Annotated in this window: 12 protein-coding genes, 1 tRNA gene and 1 pseudogene; 12 read left to right on the top strand and 2 right to left on the bottom strand. The window is 52.7% G+C overall.

All coding sequences use genetic code 11. From position 1 onward, the window contains the following. Nucleotides 1–282 (top strand): annotated as a pseudogene (locus tag FE839_RS24775) (hypothetical protein); the annotation flags it as partial. A 155-nt stretch (nt 283–437) separates the two neighbouring features. Here the strand turns inward: FE839_RS24775 and FE839_RS19320 are convergent. After that, entirely contained in the window at nt 438–1262 is an 825-nt protein-coding gene (locus tag FE839_RS19320) for a sugar phosphate isomerase/epimerase family protein (protein WP_138362402.1), read from the bottom strand. A gap of 412 nt (nt 1263–1674) precedes the next feature. Further along, a complete protein-coding gene (gene argG, locus FE839_RS19325) occupies nt 1675–3018 on the bottom strand; it encodes an argininosuccinate synthase (RefSeq protein WP_138362403.1) in 1344 nt (447 codons plus the stop codon). 311 nt (nt 3019–3329) lie between these two features. On the opposite strand from argG, the gene FE839_RS19330 reads away from it, so the two are divergent. From FE839_RS19330 to deaD, 11 genes are all read left to right on the top strand, one after another. Beyond that, a tRNA-Met gene (locus FE839_RS19330) sits at nt 3330–3406 on the top strand. Nucleotides 3407–3612: 206 nt separating this feature from the next. After that, entirely contained in the window at nt 3613–4065 is a 453-nt protein-coding gene (gene rimP / locus FE839_RS19335) for a ribosome maturation factor RimP (RefSeq protein ID WP_138362404.1), read from the top strand. A 27-nt stretch (nt 4066–4092) separates the two neighbouring features. Beyond that, nucleotides 4093–5580: a transcription termination factor NusA gene (gene nusA / locus FE839_RS19340; RefSeq protein WP_138362405.1), complete on the top strand. Its 1488-nt coding sequence runs from the start codon at nt 4093–4095 to the stop codon at nt 5578–5580. 24 nt (nt 5581–5604) lie between these two features. Beyond that, nucleotides 5605–8295 carry a translation initiation factor IF-2 gene (infB, locus tag FE839_RS19345; protein ID WP_138362406.1) on the top strand — a complete coding sequence of 897 codons (2691 nt, stop codon included), beginning with the start codon at nt 5605–5607 and terminating at the stop codon, nt 8293–8295. A gap of 91 nt (nt 8296–8386) precedes the next feature. Next, the gene (rbfA, locus tag FE839_RS19350) at nt 8387–8788 is read left to right on the top strand and encodes a 30S ribosome-binding factor RbfA (protein WP_138362407.1); all 402 of its coding nucleotides are present in this window, start codon (nt 8387–8389) and stop codon (nt 8786–8788) included. Continuing rightward, nucleotides 8788–9732 (top strand): tRNA pseudouridine(55) synthase TruB, encoded by a 945-nt coding sequence (truB, locus tag FE839_RS19355; protein ID WP_138362408.1) that lies wholly within the window; start codon nt 8788–8790, stop codon nt 9730–9732. Before rbfA ends, truB begins: the two co-directional genes overlap by 1 nt. A gap of 147 nt (nt 9733–9879) precedes the next feature. Then, a complete protein-coding gene (gene rpsO, locus FE839_RS19360; protein ID WP_004106090.1) occupies nt 9880–10149 on the top strand; it encodes a 30S ribosomal protein S15 in 270 nt (89 codons plus the stop codon). Nucleotides 10150–10390: 241 nt separating this feature from the next. Beyond that, entirely contained in the window at nt 10391–12529 is a 2139-nt protein-coding gene (gene pnp, locus FE839_RS19365; protein ID WP_138362409.1) for a polyribonucleotide nucleotidyltransferase, read from the top strand. A gap of 107 nt (nt 12530–12636) precedes the next feature. Next, nucleotides 12637–13521, top strand: coding sequence for a lipoprotein NlpI (gene nlpI, locus FE839_RS19370; RefSeq protein ID WP_138362410.1), 885 nt, complete (start codon nt 12637–12639; stop codon nt 13519–13521). Nucleotides 13522–13621: 100 nt separating this feature from the next. Further along, nucleotides 13622–13702: a protein YrbN gene (yrbN, locus tag FE839_RS19375; protein WP_085903200.1), complete on the top strand. Its 81-nt coding sequence runs from the start codon at nt 13622–13624 to the stop codon at nt 13700–13702. After that, nucleotides 13695–15608 carry an ATP-dependent RNA helicase DeaD gene (gene deaD, locus FE839_RS19380; RefSeq protein ID WP_138362411.1) on the top strand — a complete coding sequence of 638 codons (1914 nt, stop codon included), beginning with the start codon at nt 13695–13697 and terminating at the stop codon, nt 15606–15608. Before yrbN ends, deaD begins: the two co-directional genes overlap by 8 nt. Nucleotides 15609–15694 lie beyond the last annotated feature (86 nt).

Below are 15694 nucleotides of genomic sequence, written 5' to 3' on the forward strand. Positions count from 1 at the left end.
ACGCTACTCGTCCCATCCCTGGGACTCGCCCTTCCAGGGCCAGCGCAAGCGCTGTTCAAAATTGCTCCCGGCAATTTTGTCCCTGTCTCGACCCGCCCTCTGGCCGCCGTCCTGGCGGCCAGTCCTGGATGCGCGCCTGCGTTCTCGCCAGGTTTCCTTGATGCGCCCAACCCCCATGCGGTGAGTCCGTTATTCGTCAGTGGCTTTTCAGAGGCTGAAAGTCATAAAAAAGTTATATCCTTTATATTTCATTCAGCCCGTATCAGCTCAGTAAGCGAATAAACCGAATCAGATTTTCGTTTAAACCACCGATAATGCGATTGCCGTTGGCCAATGAAACGGACGACAACGCCGATGACTCAATTTAAATGACAGTCTCTGACTGACGATTCAGTAATATGTTTCACACACGGTTCGTCTGTTAGCGGTCTTCTTCCTTATGCCGTGTATTCAATTAAGCTTTGGTAATTATCTTTACCAATCTGATATAAATCATCCTCCCAGTGCGTGGGACTCAATTGCTCTGGCGCCCATACGCCGTTGTAGCCGGTAGCTTTAACAGCCTTAATCCATGCGGCAATATCCACATCGCCTTCGCCTGGCTGGTAGTCGCGTTGCACCCACTCGTCCCAGGCTTCACCTGGCTTCGCGGCGCGTCCGTCGCAGAAATGAACGCCATAAATAAGATTTACGTCCATGTTGGCCACTTCATCTGGGGTCGTACCGCCGCCGGCATGCAGGTGCCAGAAGTCAATGACCAGGCCAATATTGTCGCGGCCAACACGTTTAATAATCTCCAGCGCCTGGCGCAGCGTATTGAAACGAGTGAAAGCAACAATCTCAATCTGGTATTTGACACCGTATTGTTTACCAATATCCGCAATATCACGAATGTTCCTGACCAGGATATCGTTACGTTCATCCTCGCTGAGATGATCCAGTTCGGTCAGCGCCATAATCTGCACTACCGGGCATTTCAGTTCCTGAGCGGCATGGCTAATTTTTTCGGCCTCCCTCAGCATCTCTTCCCGTTCACCGGGCTGATACCGCCCGATGCGTTTCAGGGCATTAATGCAACTGACTTCAATGTCATAGTGCTGCATCAAATGTCGGTATGCCTCGAATGTCCCGCCATTATCGAGGTAACGAAAAAGATGTTCCGGCAGGATCTCCAGCGCATCGAATCCGCTCTCTTTTGCAATGCTTAGCTGGGTGACGGCATTGCTGTACCATACTGAGACACCATGTAGTGCTGTTTTCATTTTTTTTCCTAAAATTCAGTTTGTTAATTTTAAACTCTCTAGTGAGATTTAACCGATCTAATGCTCAGGAACCACGAACAGCGAGGACAAAATCTTGCATTGATTTTGAAATATTTAATTCATTATATATATTAATGAAATTTAAATTCCTTTAGATTGATCACATCGTCAATAAACGATGGGCTGCACATGTTGTCTGTGATGACTATGTGTAAAAATTACTTTTAATTCAAATGTTTATGTTTGTTTGATCTGCGTTGAGGCGGGGAGAGGAAGGTCAGGTAATCGCGTTGAGTGGTAATCGGCAAAATCGCTCATGCAATCTGTTTTTGCCGTAAAAGAAAACCCTCACGTTTTTACGCGAGGGTCACAATCCGCGGTCGCTTACGCGGCCTGCGATTTATTCGGAGCGTTATTTGTCTTTGTTTTCCAGATTTTCCACCTGAGGTAAACCCGTGGCGGAAGAGGCGGTCAACAGGCCAGACTGCGCGTAGCCAAACAGCTTCTCGCGGGTATCGGTAATATCCAGATTACGCATGGTCAGTTGACCGATACGGTCTTCCGCGGAGAACATCGAATCACCTTTCTCCATTGTCAGACGCTCTGCTTTGTAGGTCAGATTGTCAGAGACGGTATTCAGGATGGAGTAGTCGTTGCCGCGACGCAGTTCAAGCGTGACCTCACCGGTGATTTGGCTGGCGACCCAGCGCTGCAGGCTGTCACGCAGCATTAATGCCTGGGAGTCGAACCAGCGGCCCTGATACAACAGACGCCCAAGCTGGCGGCCATGCGCATGGTATTGCTCGATAGTATCTTCGTTGTGAATACCGGTCAGCAGACGTTCGTAAGCGATATGCAGCAGCGCCATCCCCGGGGCTTCATAAATACCGCGGCTTTTCGCTTCGATAATACGGTTTTCAATCTGGTCGCTCATCCCCAGACCGTGACGACCGCCGATGCGGTTAGCTTCCATCATCAGCTCAACGTCGTCGCTGAAGGTTTGTCCGTTCAGCGCAACCGGGTGACCCTGTTCAAAACGCACGGTGACTTCCTCAGCAGGGATTTTGACGTTCTCATCCCAGAATTTGACGCCCATGATCGGGTTCACAATCTTGACGCTGGAGTTCAGGAATTCCAGATCTTTTGCTTCATGGGTCGCGCCGAGCATATTGGAATCGGTGGAGTAGGCTTTTTCTACGGACATTTTGTAATCAAATCCGCAGGAAATCATAAACTCGGACATTTCCTGACGGCCGCCTAACTCGTTAATAAAGTCGCTATCCAGCCAGGGTTTGTAAATTTTCAGTTCGGCGTTAGTCAGCAAGCCGTAACGATAGAAACGTTCAATATCGTTACCTTTATAGGTACTGCCATCACCCCAGATATTGACACCATCTTCTTTCATGGCGGCGACCAGCATGGTACCGGTCACGGCGCGGCCCAGCGGAGTGGTGTTAAAGTAGGTCAAGCCGCCGGTGGTGTTATGAAACGCGCCGCATTGGATGGCGGCAATACCTTCCGCAACCAGTTGCTTACGGCAGTCGATGAGACGAGCTCCTTCGGCACCATACTCTTTGGCGCGACGAGGAATGGCGTCGTAATCGTCTTCGTCCGGCTGGCCCAGATTAGCGGTATATGCATAAGGAACTGCGCCTTTTTTACGCATCCACAACAGGGCGGCGCTGGTATCCAGTCCACCAGAAAAAGCGATACCAATACGTTGGCCAACCGGGAGATGTTTGAGAATCGTCGTCATAAAATAAAACCCTGCTAGATAGACTGTGGTGAGTTCGACTCAACAATCTTTATTGCATTTTTATGCATTAATTGTGAGTTTTCATTTAATCATTTTTTGCTGGCAACAGGAAGAGGAGGATGATCTTTTTGCTAAAAATCCCCTGAGATACCCGCGTGACTGAAACCTGCGCTGTGAAATTCATGTTGACAAAATATATGCTGTATCAATACAATACACCACGATTTTATGTCCCGTCTCTCGGTACCAAATCCCAGCAGTATTTGCGTTTTTTGCTCAAAACGAGTAGAATGCGCCACGTTTGTTTCAGGCGCGGGGTGGAGCAGCCTGGTAGCTCGTCGGGCTCATAACCCGAAGGTCGTCGGTTCAAATCCGGCCCCCGCAACCACTTTCCCATTAAGTACTTTTTCAAATATACTGTGAGGACCGGGTCCTTCGTAGCCGAATTTGAAAGAATTCTTCTGGAAAGTGTTCCAGATCGCGACTGCGATCTCAGGGTTCAGTTATCTAAAGCCCCGATTTATCGGGGTTTTTTGTTATCTGACTGCAGAATAACTGGGCTATACGCCCTTTTTTTATGTCTTGGGGGTGGGTTTGTCCACATTAGAGCAAAAATTGACAGAGATGCTCACTGCGCCAGTTGAAGCGCTTGGCTTTGAGCTGGTCGGCATCGAATTTATTCGCGGTCGCACATCCACACTGCGCATCTATATTGATAGTGAAGATGGCATCAATGTTGATGATTGTGCTGATGTGAGCCACCAGGTCAGTGCTGTCATGGATGTCGAAGATCCGATTACCGTCGCTTATAACCTGGAGGTGTCTTCGCCTGGTCTTGACCGTCCTATGTTTACCGCAGAGCACTATACGCGTTTTATCGGTGAGGAAGTGTCGCTGGTTCTGCGTATGGCGGTACAAAATCGACGCAAATGGCAGGGCATTATCAAAGCGGTAGACGGTGAGATGATCACGGTAACCGTCGAAGACAAAGATGAAGTGTTCGCGCTGAGTAACATCCAGAAGGCGAACCTGGTTCCCCACTTTTAACAGTCTGGATTGAGGTGAAAGGCCCCGATGAACAAAGAAATTTTGGCTGTTGTTGAAGCCGTTTCCAACGAAAAGGCGCTGCCGCGTGAGAAGATTTTCGAAGCGTTGGAAAGTGCGCTGGCAACGGCTACCAAGAAAAAATACGAGCAAGAAATCGACGTTCGCGTAGAGATCGATCGTAAGAGCGGTGATTTTGACACCTTCCGTCGCTGGCTGGTCGTTGAAGAAGTCACTCAACCGACGCGTGAAATCACGCTGGAAGCTGCGCGCTTCGAAGACGAAAGCATGAATCCTGGCGATTACGTTGAAGACCAGATTGAATCTGTCACCTTTGACCGTATCACGACCCAGACGGCGAAACAGGTTATCGTACAAAAAGTACGTGAAGCCGAGCGCGCCATGGTCGTTGATCAATTCCGCGAGCACGAAGGCGAAATTATCACTGGCGTGGTGAAGAAAGTGAACCGCGACAACATTACCCTGGATCTTGGTAACAATGCGGAAGCCGTTATTCTGCGCGAAGATATGCTGCCGCGTGAAAACTTCCGTCCTGGCGATCGCATTCGTGGTGTACTGTATGCCGTTCGTCCGGAAGCGCGTGGTGCTCAACTGTTCGTGACGCGCTCTAAACCGGAAATGCTGGTTGAACTGTTCCGTATTGAAGTACCGGAAATTGGCGAAGAAGTTATCGAAATTAAAGCGGCGGCTCGCGATCCGGGCTCCCGTGCCAAAATCGCCGTGAAAACCAATGACAAGCGCATTGACCCGGTTGGCGCATGCGTCGGTATGCGCGGCGCGCGCGTGCAGGCCGTCTCTACTGAACTGGGCGGCGAGCGTATTGATATCGTTCTTTGGGATGATAACCCGGCGCAGTTCGTGATTAACGCCATGGCGCCGGCTGATGTCGCGTCTATCGTAGTGGATGAAGACAAACACACGATGGATATTGCGGTAGAAGCGGGCAACCTGGCGCAGGCGATTGGTCGTAACGGTCAGAACGTGCGTCTGGCTTCGCAACTGAGCGGCTGGGAACTCAACGTCATGACCGTGGACGATCTACAGGCTAAGCATCAGGCTGAAGCCCATGCTGCTATCGATACGTTTACTAAGTATCTTGATATTGATGAAGATTTCGCCACACTGCTGGTTGAGGAAGGTTTCGCGACGCTGGAAGAACTGGCCTATGTGCCAATGAAAGAGCTGCTGGAAATTGACGGTCTGGATGAAGCCACCGTTGAAGCACTTCGTGAGCGTGCGAAAAACGCGCTGACCACGCTGGCGCTGGCCAAAGAAGAAAGCCTGGGGGACAGCAAACCTGCTGATGATCTGTTGAATCTGCAGGGTATGGATCGCACTCTGGCATTCGCTCTGGCTGCCCGTGGTGTTTGTACGCTGGAAGATCTCGCCGAGCAGGGCATTGATGAGCTGGCTGATATCGAAGGCTTGACCGACGAGAAAGCCGGAGAACTGATCATGGCCGCGCGAAATATTTGTTGGTTCGGCGACGAAGCGTAATAAACTGTAGCAGGAAGGAACAGCATGACAGATGTGACTATTAAAGCGCTGGCCTCGGAGATTCAGACCTCTGTGGATCGCCTGATACAGCAATTTGCTGATGCAGGGATCCGCAAATCGGCTGATGATTCTGTGACCGCGCAAGAGAAGCAAACCTTGTTGACGCATCTGAACCGTGAACACGGCTCAGGGCCCGACAAGTTGACGCTGCAGCGTAAAACACGCAGCACGTTAAATATTCCAGGTACCGGTGGGAAGAGTAAATCGGTACAAATCGAAGTCCGCAAGAAACGCACTTTTGTGAAACGCGATCCGCAAGAGGCCGAACGCCTCGCTGCGGAAGAGCAGGCGCAGCGTGAAGCGGCAGAGCAGGCGCAACGTGAGGCAGAAGAAGCAGCCAAACGCGAAGCGCAATTAAAAGCTGAACGTGAGGCCGCAGAACAAGCTAAACGTGAACTCGCTGAAAAAGCGAAACGTGAAGCCGCGGAAAAAAACAAAGTGAGCAATCAACAAACTGACGATATGACCAAAACCGCCCAGGCTGAAAAGCTCCGCCGCGAGAAAGAAGCAGCAGAACTGAAGCGTAAAGCGGAAGAAGAAGCGCGCCGTAAACTTGAAGAAGAAGCGCGTCGCGTCGCGGAAGAAGCACGCCGTATGGCTCAAGAAAATGAAAAAAACTGGACTGAATCATCAGAAGCTCCAGAAGAAACCGCCGATTATCATGTAACGACCTCTCAGCATGCGCGCCAGGCAGAGGATGATAACGATCGTGAAGTTGAAGGTGGGCGTGGTCGTGGGCGTAACGCCAAAGCCGCCCGTCCGGCGAAGAAAGGCAATAAACACGCTGAATCAAAAGCCGATCGTGAAGAAGCCCGCGCGGCGATTCGCGGCGGTAAAGGCGGCAAACACCGTAAAGGTTCAGCCCTGCAGCAAGGCTTCCAGAAGCCTGCTCAGGTCGTTAACCGCGATGTCATCATCGGTGAGACCATCACCGTGGGCGATCTGGCGAACAAGATGGCGGTCAAAGGCTCTCAGGTCATCAAAGCGATGATGAAGATGGGCGCGATGGCGACCATCAACCAGGTTATCGATCAGGAAACCGCACAGCTGGTGGCCGAAGAGATGGGCCACAAAGTCATCCTGCGTCGTGAGAACGAACTGGAAGAAGCGGTAATGAGCGACCGTGATACGGGCGCTGCGGCTGAACCGCGTGCGCCGGTTGTGACCATCATGGGCCACGTTGACCACGGTAAAACCTCTCTGCTGGACTACATTCGTTCCACAAAAGTCGCTTCCGGCGAAGCAGGCGGTATTACTCAGCATATCGGTGCGTACCACGTTGAAACCGACAACGGTATGATCACCTTCCTGGATACCCCAGGCCACGCGGCATTTACCTCCATGCGTGCCCGTGGCGCGCAGGCAACGGATATCGTTGTTCTGGTTGTTGCTGCTGACGACGGCGTGATGCCGCAGACCATTGAAGCTATCCAGCACGCGAAAGCGGCCGGTGTGCCGGTAGTGGTTGCAGTGAACAAAATCGATAAGCCGGAAGCCGATCCGGATCGCGTTAAGAACGAACTGTCCCAGTACGGCATCCTGCCGGAAGAGTGGGGCGGCGAGAGCCAGTTCGTCCACGTATCGGCGAAAGCGGGTACCGGTATTGATGACCTGCTGGACGCCATTCTGTTGCAGGCTGAAGTCCTGGAGCTGAAAGCGGTGCGTAAAGGTATGGCGAGCGGCGCGGTTATCGAATCCTTCCTCGACAAAGGTCGCGGTCCGGTTGCGACTGTTCTGGTTCGCGAAGGTACTCTGCATAAGGGCGATATCGTTCTGTGTGGCTTCGAATATGGTCGCGTTCGTGCGATGCGTAACGAGCTGGGTCAGGAAGTGCTGGAAGCGGGTCCGTCCATTCCGGTGGAAATCCTTGGCCTGTCCGGTGTGCCGGCTGCCGGTGATGAAGTGACCGTCGTTCGCGACGAGAAAAAAGCCCGTGAAGTTGCGCTGTATCGTCAGGGCAAATTCCGTGAAGTCAAACTGGCGCGTCAGCAGAAATCTAAACTTGAGAACATGTTCGCTAATATGACCGAAGGCGAAGTTCATGAAGTGAACATCGTACTCAAAGCGGACGTTCAGGGGTCTGTGGAAGCGATCTCCGACTCCTTACTGAAACTCTCTACCGACGAAGTGAAAGTAAAGATCATCGGTTCCGGCGTAGGTGGTATCACCGAAACCGACGCAACCCTGGCTGCGGCATCCAACGCGATCCTGGTTGGCTTCAACGTGCGTGCCGATGCCTCTGCGCGTAAAGTGATTGAAGCGGAAAGTCTGGATCTGCGCTATTACTCCGTCATTTATAACCTGATCGACGAAGTGAAGGCGGCAATGAGCGGCATGCTGTCTCCGGAACTGAAACAGCAGATCATCGGCCTGGCTGAAGTTCGTGATGTCTTCAAATCGCCGAAATTTGGTGCTATCGCAGGCTGCATGGTTACCGAAGGTGTGGTTAAACGCCATAACCCGATCCGCGTTCTGCGTGACAACGTTGTGATTTATGAAGGTGAGCTGGAGTCCCTGCGCCGCTTCAAAGATGACGTTAACGAAGTCCGTAACGGCATGGAGTGTGGTATCGGCGTTAAGAACTACAACGATGTCCGCGCTGGCGATATGATCGAAGTCTTCGAAATTATCGAGATCCAACGTACCATCGATTAATTGCCTGGTAGACTGGGGAAGCGCAGCGCCACCCGGTAATACAAAATTAAAGGGGGCCGCGTGGCCCCCTTATTTGTCTGGAGAATTTATTATGGCGAAAGAATTTGGTCGCCCGCAGCGCGTGGCTCAGGAGATGCAAAAAGAGATCGCCATCATCCTGCAGCGCGAAATTAAAGACCCGCGTCTGGGAATGATGACCACCGTTTCCGGTGTTGAAATGTCGCGCGACCTGGCCTATGCCAAAGTGTATGTGACTTTTCTGAACGATAACGATGAAGCCGCGGTGAAAGCGGGCATCAAGGCATTACAGGAAGCATCTGGTTTTATCCGTTCGCTGTTGGGCAAAGCGATGCGCCTGCGCATCGTACCGGAACTGACGTTCTTCTACGATAACTCACTGGTTGAAGGGATGCGTATGTCGAACCTGGTGACCAGCGTGGTGAAACATGATGATGAGCGTCGCGTGAATCCGGACGACAGCAAGGAGGAGTGATGAGCCGTCCTCGTCGTCGCGGTCGCGATGTTCACGGCGTTCTGTTGCTGGATAAACCCCAAGATGCATCCAGCAACGACGTGCTACAGAAAGTTAAACGTATCTATAACGCTAACCGGGCAGGGCACACCGGTGCGCTGGATCCGCTGGCGACGGGCATGTTGCCGATTTGCCTGGGAGAAGCGACGAAGTTTTCTCAGTATCTGCTGGATTCAGACAAGCGCTACCGGGTGATCGCCAAACTTGGCCAGCGTACCGATACTTCTGATGCCGACGGGCACGTGGTGGAGGAGCGTCCTCTGGCCTTTAGCGCGGAGCAACTGGCCGCGGCGTTAGATAGCTTTCGCGGGGAAACCCAACAGGTGCCGTCGATGTATTCGGCACTGAAATACCAGGGGAAAAAGCTGTACGAATATGCCCGTCAGGGGATTGAAGTGCCGCGGGAAGCCCGGCCGATTACGGTCTACGAGTTGTTGTTTATCCGCCATGAAGGCGATGAGCTTGAACTGGAAATTCACTGTTCTAAGGGCACCTATATTCGTACGATTATCGATGACTTAGGTGAGAAACTGGGATGTGGAGCGCATGTTATTTTCCTGCGCCGTCTGGCGGTCAGTAAGTATCCCGTTGAACGGATGGTGACGCTGGAACAACTGCAGGCGCTGGTTGAGCAAGCCAGTGTGCTGGATATCCCGGCTGCGCAGTTGCTGGATCCATTACTGATGCCTATGGATAGTCCGGCGGCGGATTATCCACTGATTAATATTCCGCAAACCTCGGCTGTTTACTTTAAGAATGGTAACCCGGTTCGCACCTCGGGGGCGCCGCTACAGGGGCTGGTTCGTGTCACTGAGGGGGAAGAAGGTAAGTTTCTGGGTATGGGGGAAATTGATGACGAAGGCCGTGTGGCCCCTCGTCGTCTGGTGGTTGAATACCCGCTATGAGTGCTTTTCTTGCGATAAAAGGCCGCTGCGAGTAGAATATTGCCGCTTAATGCCCGCTAAAGTGTTGCAACATTTTCGGGTGTTATATCAGGGGTTGCTGAATTAGAGATCGGCACCCTTTCTTTCTTTTAATTTTGGAGTTCTAAAATGTCTCTAAGCGTTGAAGCTAAAGCAAAAATCGTTTCTGAGTTTGGTCGTGGCGAAAACGACAGCGGTTCAACTGAAGTTCAGGTCGCACTGCTGACTGCGCAGATCAACCACCTGCAGGGCCACTTTGCAGAGCACAAAAAAGATCACCACAGCCGTCGTGGTCTGCTGCGCATGGTTTCTCAGCGTCGTAAACTGCTCGACTACCTGAAACGTAAAGATGTTGCACGTTACTCTTCGCTGATCGAGCGTCTGGGTCTGCGTCGCTAATTCTGCGAGTTTCAGAAGAAGGGGCCTCACGGCCCCTTTTTTCGACCGGGCGGCAGCAATTCACTAAAAACTCATGTATTGTTGCTATTAATGATCTTCGTGCAGAGGTTCGCGCGGCTAATGAGAGGCTTGATTCGCAGGGGCGGGTTAGGGTTGTCATTAGTCGCGAGGATGCAGAAGATCGGGTCATCAGATGTCATATCATGGATATGACATCATCTATAGATATAAGGACAGAATTTTGCTTAATCCGATCGTTCGTAAATTCCAGTACGGCCAACATACCGTAACGCTGGAAACCGGCATGATGGCGCGCCAGGCAACGGCCGCCGTTATGGTTAGCATGGATGACACTGCGGTATTCGTTACCGTTGTTGGTCAGAAAAAAGCGAAGCCAGGCCAGGATTTCTTCCCACTGACTGTTAACTATCAAGAACGTACTTACGCGGCAGGTAAAATCCCGGGGGGATTCTTCCGTCGTGAAGGCCGTCCGAGCGAAGGCGAAACCCTGATTGCGCGTCTGATTGACCGTCCGGTTCGCCCGCTGTTCCCGGAAGGTTTCGTTAACGAAGTTCAGGTTATTGCCACCGTGGTTTCCGTTAACCCGCAGGTTAACCCGGATATCGTGTCTATGATTGGCGCTTCCGCCGCGTTGTCTCTGTCCGGTATTCCGTTTAACGGCCCAATCGGCGCCGCGCGTGTAGGTTACATCAATGACCAGTACGTGCTGAACCCAACCCAGGAAGAGCTGAAATCCAGCAAGCTGGACCTGGTTGTCGCAGGTACCGAGGCTGCTGTGTTGATGGTGGAATCTGAAGCCGCACTGCTGAGTGAAGACCAGATGCTGGGCGCAGTCGTGTTCGGCCACGAACAGCAGCAGGTGGTTATCCAGGCGATCAACGACCTGGTCAAAGAAGCCGGTAAACCGCGTTGGGACTGGCATCCGGAAGCCGTCAACGAAGCGCTGAACGCGCGCGTTGCTCAACTTGCCGAAGCGCGCCTGAGCGATGCTTACCGCATCACTGACAAACAGGAGCGTTATGCTCAGGTTGATGTGATCAAATCTGAAACCATTGCCACGCTGGTTGCTGAAGACGAAGCCCTGGACGCTAACGAACTGGGTGAAATCCTGCACGCGATCGAGAAAAACGTGGTGCGTAGCCGCGTGCTGGCTGGTGAACCGCGTATTGATGGCCGCGAAAAAGACATGATTCGTGGGCTGGACGTCCGTACCGGCGTGCTGCCGCGTACCCACGGTTCCGCGCTATTTACCCGTGGCGAAACGCAGGCGCTGGTTACCGCGACGCTGGGAACCGCCCGCGATGCGCAGAACATCGATGAACTGATGGGCGAGCGTACTGATTCCTTCCTGTTCCACTACAACTTCCCTCCGTACTCCGTTGGTGAAACGGGAATGGTGGGTTCGCCGAAACGTCGTGAAATTGGTCACGGTCGCCTGGCTAAGCGTGGCGTACTGGCCGTTATGCCGACTATCGAAGAATTTCCGTACACCGTGCGCGTGGTTTCGGAGATTACCGAATCTAACGGTTCTTCCTCTATGGCTTCCGTCTGTGGCGCTTCTCTGGCGCTGATGGACGCGGGTGTGCCGATCAAAGCTGCTGTCGCGGGTATCGCGATGGGCCTGGTGAAAGAAGGCGACAACTTTGTCGTACTGTCTGACATTCTGGGCGATGAAGATCACCTTGGCGATATGGACTTTAAAGTCGCGGGTTCCCGTGAAGGTATCTCTGCGCTGCAGATGGATATCAAAATTGAAGGTATCACCAAAGAGATCATGCAGGTTGCGCTGAATCAGGCGAAAGGCGCGCGTCTGCATATCCTGGGTGTGATGGAACAGGCGATCAACGCGCCGCGCGGCGATATCTCTGAATTCGCGCCGCGTATCCATACCATCAAGATCAGCCCGGACAAGATTAAAGACGTTATCGGTAAAGGCGGTTCCGTTATTCGTGCGCTGACCGAAGAAACCGGCACCACCATCGAAATCGAAGATGACGGCACCGTGAAGATTGCAGCAACCGATGGCGACAAAGCGCAGCACGCGATTCGTCGTATCGAAGAGATCACCGCTGAGATTGAAGTGGGTCGTATCTATAATGGTAAAGTGACCCGTATCGTTGACTTTGGTGCGTTTGTTGCCATTGGTGGCGGTAAAGAAGGTCTGGTTCATATTTCTCAAATTGCCGATAAGCGCGTTGAGAAGGTGACTGACTATCTGCAGATGGGCCAGGAAGTGCCGGTTAAAGTGCTGGAAGTTGACCGTCAGGGCCGCGTTCGTCTGAGCATCAAAGAAGCAACTGAACAGACTCAGCCTGCGGCTGCGCCGGAAGCGCCGGCCGCTGAGCAGCAGGGCGAGTAAGGTTGCCGTTTGCCCTCCGCATCGCGGAGGGCGTATTGCGGGCAGGATGCCGTGTTTGCAACCGGGGAACTGGACGTTCATCCAATCGTTGTCTTCGGGAGTGGGAAATGAAGCCTTTTCTGCGCTGGTGTTTCGTGGCGACAGCTCTCACGCTGGCAGGATGCAGCAACTCTGCCTGGCGTAAGGAGGCAGTCCTCGCGGTGCCATTGCAACCGACTTTGCAGCAGGAAGTCATTCTGGCGCGCATGGAACAAATTCTTGCCAGTCGGGCTTTAACCGATGACGAACGCGCACAGCTTTTATATGAGCGCGGAGTGTTGTATGATAGTCTCGGTCTGAGGGCATTAGCGCGAAATGATTTTTCACAGGCGCTGGCAATCCGACCGGATATGCCTGAAGTATTCAATTACTTAGGCATTTATTTAACGCAGGCAGGCAATTATGATGCTGCCTATGAAGCGTTTGATTCTGTACTTGAGCTTGATCCAACTTACAACTACGCGTACTTAAATCGCGGCATCGCGCTGTATTACGGTGGCCGTGCTAAGTTAGCGCAAGATGATCTGCTGGCGTTTTATCAAGACGACCCCAACGATCCTTTCCGCAGTCTGTGGCTATATCTTGCTGAGCGTAAGCTCAATGAGAAACAGGCGCTTGAAGCACTGAGACAGCGCTTCAACAAGTCGGACAAAGAGCAATGGGGATGGAACATTGTCGAGTTCTACCTTGGGGACATTAGCGAAAATGAGCTGATGGACCGTCTCAAGGCAGACGCAACGGATAACACCTCGCTCGCTGAGCATCTCAGTGAAACCAACTTCTATTTAGGTAAGTATTACCTAAGTCTGGGGGACAAGGACAGCGCTACGGCACTGTTCAAACTGGCGGTCGCAAACAACGTTCATAACTACGTTGAGCACCGATATGCATTGTTGGAATTATCGCTCCTGGGCCAGGAGCAAGATGACCTGGCAGAATCGGACCAGCAATAGCTGACGAACACATCAGCCCTTTTTTGTTTGCTATCACCTTTGCGGGTGAGGGCGTTGTTGTTCGTTAATACACCTACTTTGAGCCGGTTCACACTTTTCAATGAAAATTACCGTAAATTTTCACGATGAGTTATGTAGACTGGCCGCCATTAATTTTGAGGCACACGTACTACATGGCTGAATTCGAAACCACTTTTGCAGATCTGGGCCTGAAGGCTCCCATCCTTGAAGCGCTTAACGATCTGGGTTACGAAAAACCATCTCCGATCCAGGCTGAGTGCATTCCGCATCTACTGGGCGGCCGCGACGTTCTGGGTATGGCCCAGACCGGTAGCGGTAAAACCGCAGCGTTCTCTTTACCGCTGCTCAACAATATCGATCCTGAGCTGAGAGCACCGCAGATTCTGGTGCTGGCGCCGACCCGCGAACTGGCGGTACAGGTTGCTGAAGCGATGACCGATTTTTCCAAACATATGCGTGGCGTAAACGTCGTCGCCCTGTATGGCGGCCAGCGTTATGACGTGCAGTTGCGCGCGCTGCGTCAGGGGCCGCAAATCGTTGTCGGTACTCCGGGTCGTCTGCTGGACCACCTGAAACGCGGCACCCTGGATCTCTCTAAACTGAGCGGTCTGGTTCTTGATGAAGCTGATGAAATGCTGCGCATGGGCTTTATCGAAGACGTAGAAACCATTATGGCGCAGATCCCGGAAGGTCATCAGACCGCTCTGTTTTCTGCCACTATGCCGGAAGCGATTCGTCGCATTACCCGTCGCTTTATGAAAGAGCCGCAGGAAGTCCGCATCCAGTCAAGCGTAACCACGCGTCCGGACATCAGCCAGAGCTACTGGACTGCTTACGGTATGCGTAAAAACGAAGCGCTGGTGCGTTTCCTTGAAGCAGAAGATTTTGATGCGGCGATTATCTTCGTTCGTACCAAAAACGCGACTCTGGAAGTTGCTGAAGCGCTGGAGCGTAACGGTTATAACAGTGCGGCCCTGAACGGCGACATGAACCAGTCTCTGCGTGAGCAGACTCTGGAACGTCTGAAAGACGGCCGTCTGGATATCCTGATCGCTACCGACGTCGCCGCCCGCGGTCTGGACGTTGAGCGTATCAGCCTGGTGGTTAACTATGACATCCCGATGGATTCAGAGTCCTACGTTCACCGTATCGGTCGTACTGGTCGTGCAGGTCGCGCTGGCCGCGCGCTGCTGTTCGTTGAGAACCGCGAGCGTCGTCTGCTGCGTAACATCGAACGCACCATGAAACTGACCATTCCGGAAGTGGAACTGCCGAACGCAGAATTACTGGGCAAACGTCGCCTGGAGAAATTTGCCGCGAAAGTTCAGCAGCAGCTGGAAAGCAGCGATCTGGATCAGTACCGCGCGCTGTTGGCGAAAATCCAGCCGTCCGCCGAAGGCAAAGAGCTGGATGTGGAAACTCTGGCCGCGGCACTGCTGAAAATGGCCCAGGGCGAACGTCCGCTGATCGTACCGCCGGATGCGCCGATGCGCCCGCGTCGTGAGTTCCGCGATCGTGATGATCGTGGTCCGCGCGATCGCAACGATCGTGGCCCGCGTGAAGATCGTCCGCGTCGTGAGCGTCGTGACGTTGGCGATATGGAACTGTATCGCATTGAAGTGGGTCGTGACGATGGCGTTGAAGTGCGTCATATCGTTGGCGCGATTGCTAACGAAGGCGATATCAGCAGCCGTTATATCGGTAACATCAAACTGTTCGCTTCTCACTCAACCATCGAACTGCCGAAAGGTATGCCGGGCGAAGTGCTGCAGCACTTTACTCGTACCCGTATCCTGAACAAGCCGATGAACATGCAACTGTTGGGTGATGCTCAGCCGCGTCCAGAACGTCGTGGCGAGCGTCGTGAAGGTGGTCGTGGTTTTGGTGGTGAGCGCCGTGAAGGCGGCCGTGGTTTTGGCGGTGAGCGCCGCGAAGCTGGCCGTAGCGATGGTCGTCGTTTCAGCGGTGAACGTCGTGAAGGTGGCCGCGCGCCGCGCCGTGACGATGCGTCTGCGCCGCGTCGCGATGATTCTGCAGGCCGTCGTCGTTTCGGTGGCGATGCGTAATTAATATTTACCGCTAACGTAAAGTAAATGATACAGCCCCGGTCTGAATGACTGGGGCTTTTTTTATTTTCTTTGTACTCGCGCAC

It is taken from the genome of Klebsiella indica (genome assembly GCF_005860775.1).
GTDB classification, from domain to species: Bacteria; Pseudomonadota; Gammaproteobacteria; order Enterobacterales; family Enterobacteriaceae; genus Klebsiella; species Klebsiella indica.

What these genes read in the sequence shown, in the direction of transcription:
- FE839_RS19320 (WP_138362402.1), bottom strand. Translation starts at nt 1,262, where the DNA reads ATGAAAACAGCACTACATGGTGTCTCAGTATGGTACAGCAATGCCGTC.
- argG (WP_138362403.1), bottom strand. Translation starts at nt 3,018, where the DNA reads ATGACGACGATTCTCAAACATCTCCCGGTTGGCCAACGTATTGGTATC.
- nusA (WP_138362405.1), top strand. Translation starts at nt 4,093, where the DNA reads ATGAACAAAGAAATTTTGGCTGTTGTTGAAGCCGTTTCCAACGAAAAG.
- infB (WP_138362406.1), top strand. Translation starts at nt 5,605, where the DNA reads ATGACAGATGTGACTATTAAAGCGCTGGCCTCGGAGATTCAGACCTCT.
- rbfA (WP_138362407.1), top strand. Translation starts at nt 8,387, where the DNA reads ATGGCGAAAGAATTTGGTCGCCCGCAGCGCGTGGCTCAGGAGATGCAA.
- truB (WP_138362408.1), top strand. Translation starts at nt 8,788, where the DNA reads ATGAGCCGTCCTCGTCGTCGCGGTCGCGATGTTCACGGCGTTCTGTTG.
- rpsO (WP_004106090.1), top strand. Translation starts at nt 9,880, where the DNA reads ATGTCTCTAAGCGTTGAAGCTAAAGCAAAAATCGTTTCTGAGTTTGGT.
- nlpI (WP_138362410.1), top strand. Translation starts at nt 12,637, where the DNA reads ATGAAGCCTTTTCTGCGCTGGTGTTTCGTGGCGACAGCTCTCACGCTG.
- yrbN (WP_085903200.1), top strand. Translation starts at nt 13,622, where the DNA reads ATGAAAATTACCGTAAATTTTCACGATGAGTTATGTAGACTGGCCGCC.
- deaD (WP_138362411.1), top strand. Translation starts at nt 13,695, where the DNA reads ATGGCTGAATTCGAAACCACTTTTGCAGATCTGGGCCTGAAGGCTCCC.